The sequence below is a fragment of the Peribacillus sp. NJ4 genome (assembly GCF_030348345.1).
GTDB lineage: Bacteria > Bacillota > Bacilli > Bacillales > DSM-1321 > Peribacillus.
Window position 1 is genome coordinate 2,117,020 of sequence record NZ_JAUCFQ010000001.1, and the last position, 13,688, is coordinate 2,130,707.

The window sequence follows — 13,688 nt, forward strand, 5'->3', positions numbered from 1 at the left end:
TTTCATCTGATTGTTTTTATGGTATAATAATGTGTATTTTACACAGACAGAAACCAATATGTATGAAAAAAATTATCTTTCGGGGATGCAAGGGTGATCTCAATTGTTAAACATAACGGACGACATAAGGCAATTAAAACGATTAATAGAAACGAAAGCTCAACATCCATATTTATTGAAGCATATACAAAAGCCAAGCTTGGACGAAGATAAACTGATATTGCTTTGGGGATTGTTTAACGATTTGGACGTTTTAAACGAAAAACGGAATCAATACATCATATCAACCATGTTAGTGCAAATAGCTCTGGATACCCATGAAATCGTCTCGAATTCGGGTGATGGAATCGAGTTGCCTGAGGTATTGAAAAATCGCCAATTACAAGTGCTTGCTGGAGATTACTATAGTGGCTTATACTATCAAGGGCTTGCCAGTGTAGGTAATGTTGAAATGATCCGTATACTTTCAAGCGCAATAAAAAAAATAAATGATAATAAAATCATTCTTTATCAACAAGGGTCCATTAATGATGTACCAACGCTTTTAATGACGATAAAAGCGATCGAGGCTTCGCTGATCCATAAACTGGCGGATTACTATAATGAGCCTGCCTGGATAGACATATCGGAAGATCTGCTGCTTTTGAAAAGGCTGCATGCCGAGAAGCGGAGTTATCTGAAAACGGGTCAATCTATAGTTTTTGATGTCCTAAGGGCAATGCCTTTTGATGACTCGATTATTGGGGACGTACTCATTTCGGAAAAAGAAGAACAGGTACGGGCCCAATTCGATAAGTGCCTGAGGGATGCCAGGCAATCTGTACAGTGCTCGATGCGGAAACTGGCAAAGTTTGATGATGAACTTCTTGATAGAGTGAAAGTCATCTTGGAACAAACAGAGAGTATAGCAAATTCATATGTGAAAGAAGGGTGAGTCATGGAGCAGTCTAAAGAGCAAAAAGTTCATCATGTCTTCGAAAAGATCTACGGAAACTATGACAAGATGAATTCCCTCATCAGCTTTAAACAGCATCTTAAATGGCGGAAGGCTACAATGGCCATCATGAATGTCCCAAAAGGCGCCCATGCACTTGATGTATGCTGTGGAACAGCGGACTGGACCATTGCCCTTGCTAACGAAGTAGGACCGGAAGGAAAGGTTGTTGGTCTCGATTTTAGTAAGAACATGCTGAAAATCGGCGAACAAAAGGTGAATGAACTCAATTTAGATCAAGTTTCCCTAATGCATGGGAATGCAATGGAACTTCCTTTTGAGGATAATAGCTTTGATTATGTCACGATTGGTTTCGGGCTGCGGAATGTCCCTGATTACATGCAAGTGCTTAAAGAGTTAAACCGGGTAGCCAAGCCAGGTGGAATGGTCGTTTGCCTGGACACTTCACAGCCAACGATGCTTGGCTTTAAACAGGGCTATTACTTTTATTTCCGTTTCATCATGCCCATGTTCGGCAAATTATTCGCAAAAAGTTATAGCGAATATTCATGGTTGCAGGAATCAGCTCGAGATTTCCCAGGCATGAAAAAGCTTGAAAGCATGTTCAAGCAGGCAGGAATGGATAATGTCAGTTACAAGGCCCATTTCGGCGGTGTTGCAGCAACACATTTCGGGTACAAGCCTTCAAAATAAGCATAATAGGAATGGACAAAGCTGGGTGGAATGTATGAAATTTAAAATGATGTATTCGTTTTTGAATGCAGATTTGCAATTAATAGAAAAAGAACTGGAAGCCGCAATTGAAGCGGATTCCACTGTTTTAAGGGAGGCTTCCCTGCATTTACTGCAATCCGGTGGAAAGCGGATCCGTCCGGTATTCGTCCTTTTGGGTGCGAAGTTTGGCGATTATGATATACATGTCGTAAAGCATGTCGCAGCGACATTGGAACTGATCCATACAGCTTCCCTTGTACATGATGATGTTGTAGATGATGCAGATTTACGCAGGGGATCTGCCACCATTAAGTCAAAATGGGATAATCGCGTCGCCATGTACACAGGCGACTTCATTTTTGCTCGTGCACTGGAAATGATGGCGGTGATCGAGTCGCCCCTTGCGCATCAAATTCTCGCTGATACTATGGTTGAACTATGCCTTGGGGAAATTGAACAAATAAAAGATAAATACAATTTCGAACAGAATTGGCGGATATATTTCAGAAGGATCAAACGAAAAACGGCATTACTCATTGCATCCAGCTGCCAGTTGGGAGCCATTTCAGCCGGTGTTGAAGAGAAAATTCACCAAAAGCTATTTAAATTCGGATATTATGTCGGTATGTCTTATCAAATCACCGATGATATATTGGATTTTACAGCTTCGGAAGAAGAGCTTGGTAAACCAGCCGGAAGTGATTTGATTCAAGGAAATATCACTTTACCAGTTTTGATTGCAATGGAAGATCCAAAGTTGAAAAAGCTTATCGAAACAGTTCGGGAAGATACGCCAAAAGACGAAATGTCCCACATAATCAATGAGATAAAATCTTCCGGTGCCATTGAACAGGCTGCGAGGATCAGTGATATGTATTTAGAAAAGGCTTTTACTGAGTTGAAAGGTCTTCCTGCAATTAAAGCCAGAAAAACTTTATCCGATATCGCGAAAAATATCGGAAAAAGAAAGTTTTAATACTGGGAGTTGCGAAACTCATCAAACAATGGTAATATTCTAAAAGGATTGCCTTATATAGGCAAATAACAATGATACATATTAGGAGTGACATTCATGGAAAGAACATTTTTAATGGTTAAACCTGACGGCGTACAACGTAATTTAATCGGTGAAATCGTTTCCCGTTTTGAAAAGAAAGGCTTCCTTCTTGCAGGAGCAAAATTAATGGTCATCTCTCAGGAATTGGCTGAGCAACATTACGGCGAACACAAAGAACGTCCTTTCTTTGGCGAATTAGTGGACTTCATTACTTCAGGTCCTGTCTTCGCAATGGTTTGGGAAGGTGAAAATGTAATCGCTACTGCACGTCAAATGATGGGTGCTACTAACCCTAAAGATGCAGCTGCAGCAACAATTCGTGGTGATTTTGCCGTAACTGTTGGAAAAAACATCATTCACGGATCTGATTCAGCTGAAAGCGCTGTACGTGAAATCGGTTTATTCTTCAAAGAAGAAGAACTTGTTGAGTATTCAAAACTTGTAAACGAGTGGGTTTATTAATTAATACGAACACACATAAAAAAAGCGGGTTCCATCGTCATTATGAGATGGAACCCGTTTTTTTTTGTTTTGAGCTTATTTAATTTAAAGAAAATATGGCATTTTCCGATATATAAAGGGTAGAACTACTTAAAATAATTATGTGCAGGGGAGTCGTAGGAATGCCTCAAGAATATGAAGAGTTTATTCGTAATATCAAAATGTTGACAGGGATTGATTTGGCATTATATAAGGAAGGGCAAATGAAAAGGCGACTAACTTCTCTATATGAAAAAAGAGGATATCATTCATTTCGTGAATACTATAAAGACATTCAAACAAGTCCGGGAGTATTAAATGAGTTTTTGGATAGAATGACAATCAATGTTTCAGAATTTTATAGAAATGCGAAAAGATGGGAAGTGTTGGAGCGAAAAATCCTTCCTGGGTTATTAGGAAGCAAAAAAAAGTTGAAAATTTGGAGTGCCGCCTGTTCTACTGGTGAGGAACCATATACGATTGCAATGATATTATCCAATCTCGTTCCACTTAGCCAGATAGAGATATTGGCGACGGATCTGGATGAAAATGTATTGGCGCGTGCGAAATTGGGAATTTATCCTGACCGATCCTTAAATGAAGTACCTCAAGAAATAAAAAGGAAATACTTTAAAAAAGAAGCGGATTTTTATCGTGTCGATGATGAAATCAAAAAGAGAGTGACATTTAAAAAGCAAAACCTTCTCGCAGATCGGTTCGAACAGGGATTCGATTTAATCGTTTGCCGCAATGTTTTAATTTATTTCACTGAAGAAGCCAAAAGTTTATTATATGAAAAATTCAGTGCATCACTAAAAAGCGGCGGGGTTTTTTTTGTAGGAAGTACCGAGCAAATATTCACCCCAGGAAAATATCAATTTGAAACGATCGACACATTTTTTTATAAGAAAAAGTAAATACCTTGAAAGGGACTGATTCTGCACATGAGCATTCAGTCCCTTTTCGTTGTCGTGTAATAGCCAATCCAGTAGAACTTCAATTTGAAAGATTAAACTATATCGAAAATGTTTAAGTACTTGTAAAATAGAAAGAAAAGTGATTAAATTCAAACAATATGGTTTTTACGTTTTACATATACCCACATTTCATAAAATTGTGGTATATTGATACATATACACTTTAAAGTGCTAAAAGGGGGCTGGAAGATGAGATATTTAACAGCGGGAGAATCACATGGTCCGCAACTGACTACTATAATTGAGGGATTACCGGCAGGAATGCCGATAACGAATGAGGATATTAATCAAGAATTAGGACGCCGGCAAAAAGGGCATGGGCGTGGAAGAAGGATGCAAATCGAGAAAGATCAGGTTTTCATATCTTCGGGAATCAGACATGGCTACACACTAGGTTCACCGGTGGCTTTGGTGGTTGAGAACGACGACTGGAAGCATTGGACAAAGATCATGGGAAGTGAAGGGCTTTCAGAGGAAGAGGCTGAAGAAATCAAACGTAAAATCACCCGCCCTCGCCCTGGTCATGCCGATTTGAACGGTGGGATTAAATACGGTCACCGTGATCTGAGAAATGTTTTGGAACGGTCTTCAGCCCGTGAAACGACTGTAAGGGTGGCAGCTGGGGCTGTCGCTAAAAAGCTATTGTCTCTATTGGGGATAGAAGTGGCATCGCATGTTTTGGAAATTGGTGGAGTGAAGGCAGAACCCCCAAAATACGAAACGATTCAGCAGTTGCAACAGGTGACAGAAGAATCTTCTGTAAGATGTTTTGACAAAAACGTAGAGCAACAAATGAAAGATGCAATTGATGAAGCGAAACAAAAAGGAGATTCCATCGGAGGCATCGTTGAAGTCATTGTAGAAGGAATGCCGGTGGGTGTAGGGAGTTATGTGCATTATGACCGTAAGCTTGATGCAAAACTTGCAGCAGCGATAATGAGCATCAATGCATTTAAAGGTGTGGAAATAGGTCTTGGATTCGAAGCGGCCCATCTATTCGGCAGTGATGTCCATGATGAAATCGCATGGGATGAAGAACAGGGTTATTACCGGAAAACCAATCGCCTCGGCGGTTTTGAAGGCGGTATGACAACGGGAATGCCGATAGTTGTGCGCGGTGTAATGAAGCCAATCCCTACTTTATATAAACCTTTGAAAAGTGTTGATATTGACACGAAGGAAGTGTTCGAAGCAAGTGTAGAACGTTCCGATAGTTGTGCAGTTCCTGCAGCGGCAGTAGTTGCCGAGGCAGTAGTTGCGTGGGAACTGGCGGCTGCCATCGTTGATCAATTCCCTTCAGATCGTTATGAGCAATTAGCTGAATACATTAGATCTTATCGGGAAGAAGTAAAGGAGTTTTAAATCATGGAATCCATCCAAATAAAAACGGCTTCCAAGCAATATCCGGTTTTAATTGGCAAGAAGGCGATTAATGAATTGCCCGAATTAATAACACATGAATTAAATCATCTAAACAAGATTCTGATTATAACTGATGAGAAAGTGGCGGAACTTCATTTGCAAACTGTGAAAAACGCCCTTGTCAAGACGGGGAAACCTGTCCTGCATCATGTTGTGCCAGAGGGGGAGCATGCTAAAACTTTCGATGTGTTTTATGAATGCCAAAGCTATTGCTTATCCCAACAGCTTAATCGCAAGTCATTGATTATCGCCCTTGGTGGTGGTGCGGTCGGTGACTTGGCTGGATTTGTTGCGGCTACATTTATGAGAGGGATTCCATTCATACAGGTTCCGACGACTTTGCTCGCCCACGATAGTGCAGTGGGCGGCAAGGTTGCCATCAATCATCCACTAGGAAAAAATATGATTGGGGCCTTTCACCAGCCTGAAGCGGTCATATATGATCTTGAATTCTTAAAAACCCTGCCGCTTAAAGAATTAAGGTCAGGTTTTGCCGAAGTCATTAAACATTCCTTGATAGCCGATAATGAGTTTTATCAATGGTTAAAGTCGAATATTGTGGATTTGAATGATATTACGGATGAGCAATTCCTAACAATGATTACAAAAGGGATCGGCATCAAAGCTAAAATTGTCGAAGAGGATGAGAAGGAAACCGGCATTCGTGCCTTTTTGAATTTTGGTCATACGCTTGGGCATGCAGTGGAAGGTTCAATGGGATATGGAAACTTTACGCATGGGGAATCCATTTTAATCGGGATGGTATATGCGCTTAAATTAAGCAAAAAGAAAGTGGGTCTCGATTTTAAACTGGATGAGTTTATTAATTGGGTTTCTTCTTTAGGTTATCAAATGACCATTCCAACCCGACTTGAACATGCAATGCTACTGGAATTAATGAAAACGGACAAAAAATCAGTCAATGATGCAGCTACCTTTGTCCTGCTAAACGAAGTGGGGTCACCGCAACTAATGGATATAGACGACTCTGATCTGATAGAGGAAATGGCGGATATGATATAGAGTTCAGAAGAAGGGGGACTATGTGTGATAAGAGGAATAAGGGGTGCCACCACAGTAGAAAGAGACACAGAAATGGAAGTGATTTCAGCTGTCGAAAAGTTGATGGCAGAGATCATTCAGGTCAACGAGATTGATCCCGATATGGTGGCTTCTGTATTTTTTTCTGCTACGGAAGAGATTCGTTCTGTCTTCCCTGCCAAAGCCTTGAGGAAATTCGAAGGCTGGACTTATGTACCGGTTACATGCATGAAAGAAATACCGGTGAGCAATTCCTTGCCATTTTGCATCCGGGTCATGATCCACGTAAATACGACGAAATCTCAAAAAGAGATACAGCATGTATATCAGGCAGGAGCTACGGTATTACGGCCAGATTTGACAAAGCAGATATAAGATGATTTTAAAACTATGAATATGATATACTATTCTCACACTTTCTTACTTTAAAGTGATAAAAATATAGAGGTGATTGACATGAAATGGAATGAAGCGGTCCTTTCCTTGAAGTCTTATCAACCGGGAAAATCCACTGATGAAGTGAAAAAATTATACGGGTTGGAAAAAATCACGAAATTAGCTTCAAATGAAAATCCTTTTGGCTGTTCGGAAAAGGTCAAGGAGTCCGTTAGGAATTCAACCCATTCTTTTGCCATCTATCCGGATGGATATGCAACGATGCTTAGGGAAGCTGTTGCAAAACATACAGGTGTGAAAGAAACTCAGCTTATCTTTGGGAATGGATCTGATGAGAACATTCAAATCATATCCAGAAGCATATTGGGAGCCGGGAAGAATACGGTCATGGCAACAGGCACTTTTTCGCAGTATCGCCATAATGCCACGCTTGAAGGTGCGGAAATCAGGGAAGTTCCTCATATTGACGGAGCTCATGATCTAGAAGGAATGCTAAAAGTTATAGATGAAAAAACCGCGGTTGTCTGGCTTTGTACACCAAATAACCCTACAGGTAAATACATCTCGGAACAGGACTTATTATCGTTCATCGAAAAAGTTCCGGAAGATGTTCTTATCGTTCTGGATGAAGCTTATTGTGAATATGCAACGGCTGAGGATTACCCGAGAACGAATCAATGGATTAATAAATTTAAAAACTTGATCATACTTCGTACATTTTCAAAAATTTATGGTCTAGCCAGTTTTAGGGTAGGGTACGGATTAGCTGATGAGGATATCATTCAGAAACTGGATCCATCCCGGGAACCATTCAATGTCAACACATTCGCACAGAATATTGCTATAGTTGCTTTGGAAGATCAAGCTTTCATTGAAAAATGCAAGGAAGAAAATCAGAAGGGGCTCAAGCGGTACTATGAATTTTGCAGTAAAGAAAATTTAGCTTATTACCCGTCACAAGGTAATTTTATCTTTATCCATTTTAAACAGGATGCCGACATGGTGTTTCAATATTTGCTTGAGCGCGGATACATTGCAAGGTCGGGGAAATCTTTCGGTTTTCCTAATAGCCTAAGGGTAACGATTGGTTCTACTGAAGAAAATGAAGGAATGATTAACGCTATTAAAACTTTCTTGAATGAAGTTGAGGCACCTTCTGATTCGCTGCTATAAGGTTTTATCAAACCTAGAGGAGCATAAAAGATGCGGGGGAGAGAAGAGTGAAGGGAAAGGTTTTTGTAATAGGTCTAGGTCTAATTGGCGGATCATTGGCCATGGCTGTACGCCATGCACATCCTGAAGCCGTGATTGTTGGTACGGACCTAAGTGAAAAGAATATTCAACTATCGATGCTATTGGGGATCATTGATGATTCTGTATCATCTCTGGAAGCGGGAGCATGTGAAGCTGATTTGATTCTACTTGCTGTGCCTGTAAATGAAACCGTCAAGATTTTAGCTCAATTGGCTGAAATGGATTTAAAAAGTGATGTAATCATATCGGATGCAGGAAGTACGAAGGATACAGTCGTTAAGGCAGCAAAACCATTGATAGATAAAGGGGTGGCCTTCATCGGAGGGCACCCTATGGCTGGTTCCCATAAAAGCGGTGCCGGAGCAGCCAAACTTCATTTATTTGAACATGCATTTTATTTGCTTACTCCCGGTGATTCCATCGAAGAAGAAAAAGTGGAGCAACTGAAAGAGTGGTTACAAGGGACAAGAGCGAACTTTTTGGTTGTCACTCCTGCTACCCATGATAAACTGACTGGAGTCATTAGTCATTTTCCGCACATTGTCGCATCGGGGCTTGTTAAGCAGGCAGAAAATTATAGTAAGGAAAATAAGTTGATTTCAAGGCTTGCAGCAGGTGGTTTTCGGGATATTACAAGAATTGCTTCAAGCAGTCCGGAAATGTGGCGTGACATTTTGTTACATAACCGGGATGTGTTACTAGAATTAATGAATGATTGGCTTAATGAAATGGAGCATATAAAAGGGCTGGTAGCAGATGAAGATAGTGAAGAAATCCTTCGATTCTTTACTGATGCAAAGATTTTCAGGGATGATTTGCCAACCCATGCGAAAGGCGCCATACCAGCGTTTTATGACTTATATATCGATATACCGGATTATGCCGGGATAATTTCTGAAATTACCGGATATTTGGCACAAGAAGGTATCAGCATTACAAACATAAGGATCATAGAAACCAGGGAAGAGATATATGGAGTGCTGGTCATCAGCTTCCAAACGGATGTTGATCGCATAAAAGCCGCGGATTGTATCTCAAGACATACAGATTATGAAACGATCCTAGCATGATATTAATAGGGAAGGATGGTTGTATGAATACAAAAAAATTACAAACGAACATCCAATCATTACGTGGTTCGATTGCCATACCGGGAGACAAGTCCATCTCCCATCGTTCGATAATGTTCGGAGCCCTTGCCGAGGGGGAAACGACAGTCACTAATTTTCTTCCAGGAGCCGATTGTTTAAGTACGATTTCCTGTTTTAAGCAGCTTGGAGTCCATATTGAACAAGAAGGCCAGCACGTCAGAATTGAAGGCAAGGGTTTTAATGGATTAAAGGAACCGGAAGCAGTGCTTGATGTCGGAAATTCGGGTACAACGATCAGGTTAATGATGGGCATTTTGGCGGGTCAAGATTTTTCGGCTGTTTTGGCAGGTGACGAATCGATAGCCAAACGTCCAATGACAAGGGTGGTCAACCCACTTCGTCAGATGGGAGCGGTCATTGATGGCCGTAAAGGAGCCGAATATACTCCGCTCTTCATAAGAGGAGGCAAACTACAAGGGTTTCGCTATGAATTACCTGTGGCAAGTGCGCAGGTCAAATCTGCAATAATCCTGGCTGGTCTACAGGCTGAAGGGGAAACGATCATTATCGAACCGGAAGAGACCCGTGATCATACAGAACGAATGATCCAAGAGTTTGGCGGGAAAATCGAAAAAGACGGTCAAACGATTAAAGTAAGCGGAAATCAAGTTTTCAAAGGAACGGCCATCCATGTGCCGGGTGATATTTCTTCAGCGGCTTTCTTCATGGTGGCTGCAGCGATTACGGAAAATAGCGAAGTGGTATTAAAGAATGTGGGTCTTAATTCGACCAGAACTGGAATCATCGAAGTCATGAAATCGATGGGGGCGGACATTACGATTGAGAAGAAGACGAGCGTAGGTGAACCTGCAGGAGATATCATTGTCAGAAGCTCCCGACTAAAAGGAACCACCATCAGCGGTGATCTGATTCCCCGTCTCATCGATGAAATACCGGTAATTGCACTATTGGCAACACAGGCTGAAGGGATAACGACAATCAAGGATGCAGCAGAACTAAAAGTGAAAGAGACCAATCGAATTGATACGGTCGCAAATGAGCTTTCCATCCTGGGGGCAGATATAACTCCGACAGCAGACGGATTGATTATCAAAGGACGTAATGCCCTGAATGGAGGTACTGTTACAAGCCATGGAGATCATCGTATCGGAATGATGCTCGCTGTGGCAGCTTTGATAACGGATGGGGAAGTGGAACTTGCCGACCCTGATGCCATAGATGTATCATATCCACAATTTTTTGAGCATTTGACGGAATTGATAAAGTAAATATTAAAAAAGTTTACAAACCTTATTTGGTCTGTAAACTTTTTTTTAAACGCTCTAAAGTGTTGAAAGCGCTAACATTTAGGCGTTTTTGCCTGTATTAATCATGAAAATTATGAAAAAGGGATTCCTGATCAAAAAGGAGAATGAATGTATCATGGAGAATTAACTAGTAACCTTTTTTTAATGAGAATGAGGAGGGGACTTCATCAATGGAATACAGGGCTACAGTATGGTAAAATAATAAATACTGTTTACTATGCATCTCACTATTACAACATGGGTATTTTGTTCTTTATGGCAGAAAATGTCACATAATGGCGTGAGTGTGTATGACTAGAGACCAAGTCAATCATGCAAAAGGAAGGAATCAACAATGAACACAGTGGAACAAGTTATACAGCATTTAAAAAAAGGGGAATTAACAGACGCTCTTAAACATATAAATCGAATTAAATCATCAGAGTCAGCAGAGGACATATTGTTGCTGGCCGAGGAAACGCTCCAGCTTGGTTTTGTGGAGGAGGCAAAGGATCTTTTTGAACATCTTCTGGAACTCTATCCTGATGAAGGAGAATTGATTGTTTCGTTGGCGGAAATCCTGATTGACATGGACCAGGAAGATGAAGCGATGCTGATGCTTGAAAAAGTAAGTGTAGATGATGAAGTATATCCAAGTGCTTTGCTTTTGGAAGCGGACCTTTATCAATTACAGGGGATGGATGAGGTCAGTGAACGAAAATTACTACAGGCAAAGGAAATACTTCCCGATGAGATCATCATTGATTTTGCGCTAGCTGAACTGTTCTTTCATCAAGGAAGGGATCAGGAAGCCATTGCAAATTACATAAAGGTTTTGGAACAGGAACAAGAAATCGCTGGAGTTAATGTCAATCAGAGGCTTGCTGAAGCATTAAGCAGTTCCGGGAGATTCGAGGAGGCCCTTCCGCACTTTGAAAAGGCCTTGAATGATGGACTTGAAATCAATACCCTATTTGAATATGCATTTACGGCTTTTCAGGCAGGTCTTTATGAGACAGCGGTACGAAAGTTTGTTGAACTGAAAGAATTAGATCATGAATACCATTCCCTTTATTTATACCTGGCAAAGAGTTATGAACATCTTGAGGATTTGGAAAATGCCCTGAAAACGGTCAAAGAAGGAATCAAGGCTGATGAATTCAATAAGGAACTTTACTTCTTCGGTGGAAAAATTGCCTTGAAAAGCGGACTTGATGAAGAGGCGGAAAATCTATTTAAAGAAGCTCTTGCCATTGATCCAGGATACCTGGAAGCTGCACTTACCCTCTTGAAACTGTATATGCACCACGAAAGGTATGAAGATGTACTCGAGTGTATTGGTGAAGTAAGGCGGTATGGAGAGGATGATCCGCAGTTTGACTGGATAGCTGCTGTATCTTATCAACACACGGAACAATTTAAAGAGTCATTAACCAGCTATCATAAAGCATATAATTCATTCAAGAACAATCAAGATTTCCTGGAAGACTATGGTTTCTTTTTAATTGAAGAAGGAGACAGAGCCACATCTAGAGAAGTATTTAATAAGCTGCTTGAGATAAACCCAGCAAATGATGAGTATGCGATGATTTTGGAGCGGCTAGGTGAAAGTACAGATGAACTGTAGATAAGGGAAATGAAACTAAATCAAGACAGAGGAGGGAATTCATGGTGGCTGCCCCTGTTTCTGTGAATGAGAAGAAGGATTTTATTCGGTGGTTTTTAAATCATTATCAACTAAAACGAAGAGAATGCGTGTGGATATTGAATTACTTAATGAGTCATGATCAACTAATGAAAAAGGTTCATTTTGTAGAAAATGCCCAATATTGCCCACGCGGACTAATTATGTCGACACATTGTGTGGATGAAGTCCCTTTCAGGTTCTATAAGTCCAATATCATGACGACCGATGCAGAGAAATCTTTTCATGATATCCGGTTAAATCGGGATGAAGACATTTATATTCAGCTCAATTTTAAATCCGCTTACTCTTCCTATCAATATGCAGCGGTATTGGAAAACAATCCCTTCATGCCGAAATCTACTGCATCGAACGAAAAAGATCAGCTGCTGGCTGAACAATTTTTAGAAAAAAGCATGCTTTATTTTCAAAGGGATCGTCTGCTGAAGGAAATCGATGAAGCACTTGATAAGCATGATGAACAAGCATTTAAGGATTTAACAGAACAATTGAATCAACTAAAAGTACTTGGATGAAATAAAATGACCTTTCCGTAATCAGGAAAGGTTTTTATTTTTTATAAAACATTGATAAAATCCACATTTTTGTAAAGACTATGGGTATATGGTAAAGATGTTATAAAAATAATGGTAAAATGATAAGGAGTTGATTTAAAAAATCGGGAGTGAAGAAAAAGCATGAAGTGGACAGCAAAAGATCTTGACATGTATATGCAATCTAAAGAGTATGTGGATACCGTATTAATTCCTTTGGTTCCCCTATCTTTTGGAGCGCAAATGAAGCAAACGGGTTCAATGAATGAATTTCTTACCATTTTAAGCTTGGAACTTGAAAAGCAGATGAAAGGAAGAATTCTTTTATTGCCAACATTTCATTATTTAAGTGATGAATTGGATAAGATTAAGCGGTTAAAGGGTTGGGCCAATGAAGTGAAAGAAAATAATTTCAAGCACGTTTTTTTTCTTACATCAGATTTCGAGTGGAAAAAGGAAGAGCGGGAATTGGAAAATAATTTAGTATGGATTCCTGCCGTCCCCTTGGAGGGGCTTGAAATTGAACAAGCCAGGGAAATGATTAACCAGCAGGTTCTCCAGATCCTTGATATATTCACTTATAATTGGAAAAATGAAAAAAAGTAGGATTTTTCGCATTATTTGACACATTGTTGCCACCTTTTGGGTTTTACAAATATTGACCTTGGTAAATTATTGAGATATCATGGAAATGTCCTAGTTTTATAGTGTTGCTATTTATTGGTCCTTTGGGCTCTCAGTATAGTAATAGAGGGG

The 13,688-nt window shown here is 40.2% G+C and carries 14 protein-coding genes; all 14 read left to right on the plus strand.

Features of this window, described 5'->3' with window-relative positions:
• The first annotated feature begins 103 nt into the window (after window positions 1-103).
• The gene (locus QUF94_RS10665; protein ID WP_289315826.1) at window positions 104-934 is read left to right on the plus strand and encodes a heptaprenyl diphosphate synthase component 1; all 831 of its coding nucleotides are present in this window, start codon (window positions 104-106) and stop codon (window positions 932-934) included.
• Window positions 935-937: 3 nt separating this feature from the next.
• Window positions 938-1,648: a demethylmenaquinone methyltransferase gene (locus tag QUF94_RS10670; RefSeq protein WP_289315827.1), complete on the plus strand. Its 711-nt coding sequence runs from the start codon at window positions 938-940 to the stop codon at window positions 1,646-1,648.
• 34 nt (window positions 1,649-1,682) lie between these two features.
• Window positions 1,683-2,645: a heptaprenyl diphosphate synthase component II gene (gene hepT, locus QUF94_RS10675; RefSeq protein WP_289315828.1), complete on the plus strand. Its 963-nt coding sequence runs from the start codon at window positions 1,683-1,685 to the stop codon at window positions 2,643-2,645.
• A gap of 96 nt (window positions 2,646-2,741) precedes the next feature.
• A complete protein-coding gene (gene ndk, locus QUF94_RS10680) occupies window positions 2,742-3,188 on the plus strand; it encodes a nucleoside-diphosphate kinase (protein WP_034308008.1) in 447 nt (148 codons plus the stop codon).
• 161 nt (window positions 3,189-3,349) lie between these two features.
• Window positions 3,350-4,123 (plus strand): CheR family methyltransferase, encoded by a 774-nt coding sequence (locus tag QUF94_RS10685; RefSeq protein WP_289315829.1) that lies wholly within the window; start codon window positions 3,350-3,352, stop codon window positions 4,121-4,123.
• Window positions 4,124-4,372: 249 nt separating this feature from the next.
• Entirely contained in the window at window positions 4,373-5,545 is a 1,173-nt protein-coding gene (gene aroC / locus QUF94_RS10690) for a chorismate synthase (protein ID WP_289315830.1), read from the plus strand.
• A 3-nt stretch (window positions 5,546-5,548) separates the two neighbouring features.
• A complete protein-coding gene (gene aroB, locus QUF94_RS10695) occupies window positions 5,549-6,628 on the plus strand; it encodes a 3-dehydroquinate synthase (RefSeq protein ID WP_289315831.1) in 1,080 nt (359 codons plus the stop codon).
• A 24-nt stretch (window positions 6,629-6,652) separates the two neighbouring features.
• Complete coding sequence (gene aroH / locus QUF94_RS10700; protein ID WP_095389661.1) at window positions 6,653-7,021, plus strand: chorismate mutase; 369 nt, start codon at window positions 6,653-6,655, stop codon at window positions 7,019-7,021.
• Between the two features lie 81 nt (window positions 7,022-7,102).
• Window positions 7,103-8,215, plus strand: coding sequence for a histidinol-phosphate transaminase (gene hisC, locus QUF94_RS10705; protein WP_289315832.1), 1,113 nt, complete (start codon window positions 7,103-7,105; stop codon window positions 8,213-8,215).
• 47 nt (window positions 8,216-8,262) lie between these two features.
• Window positions 8,263-9,366, plus strand: coding sequence for a prephenate dehydrogenase (locus QUF94_RS10710; protein ID WP_289315833.1), 1,104 nt, complete (start codon window positions 8,263-8,265; stop codon window positions 9,364-9,366).
• A gap of 23 nt (window positions 9,367-9,389) precedes the next feature.
• Complete coding sequence (gene aroA / locus QUF94_RS10715) at window positions 9,390-10,676, plus strand: 3-phosphoshikimate 1-carboxyvinyltransferase (protein WP_289315834.1); 1,287 nt, start codon at window positions 9,390-9,392, stop codon at window positions 10,674-10,676.
• A 373-nt stretch (window positions 10,677-11,049) separates the two neighbouring features.
• Complete coding sequence (locus tag QUF94_RS10720) at window positions 11,050-12,321, plus strand: tetratricopeptide repeat protein (RefSeq protein ID WP_289315835.1); 1,272 nt, start codon at window positions 11,050-11,052, stop codon at window positions 12,319-12,321.
• Window positions 12,322-12,362: 41 nt separating this feature from the next.
• On the plus strand, window positions 12,363-12,914 hold the full coding sequence (locus tag QUF94_RS10725; protein ID WP_289315836.1) for a ReoY family proteolytic degradation factor: 552 nt from the start codon (window positions 12,363-12,365) through the stop codon (window positions 12,912-12,914).
• 162 nt (window positions 12,915-13,076) lie between these two features.
• Window positions 13,077-13,538, plus strand: coding sequence for a YpiF family protein (locus tag QUF94_RS10730; RefSeq protein WP_289315837.1), 462 nt, complete (start codon window positions 13,077-13,079; stop codon window positions 13,536-13,538).
• The last annotated feature ends 150 nt before the right edge of the window (window positions 13,539-13,688 follow it).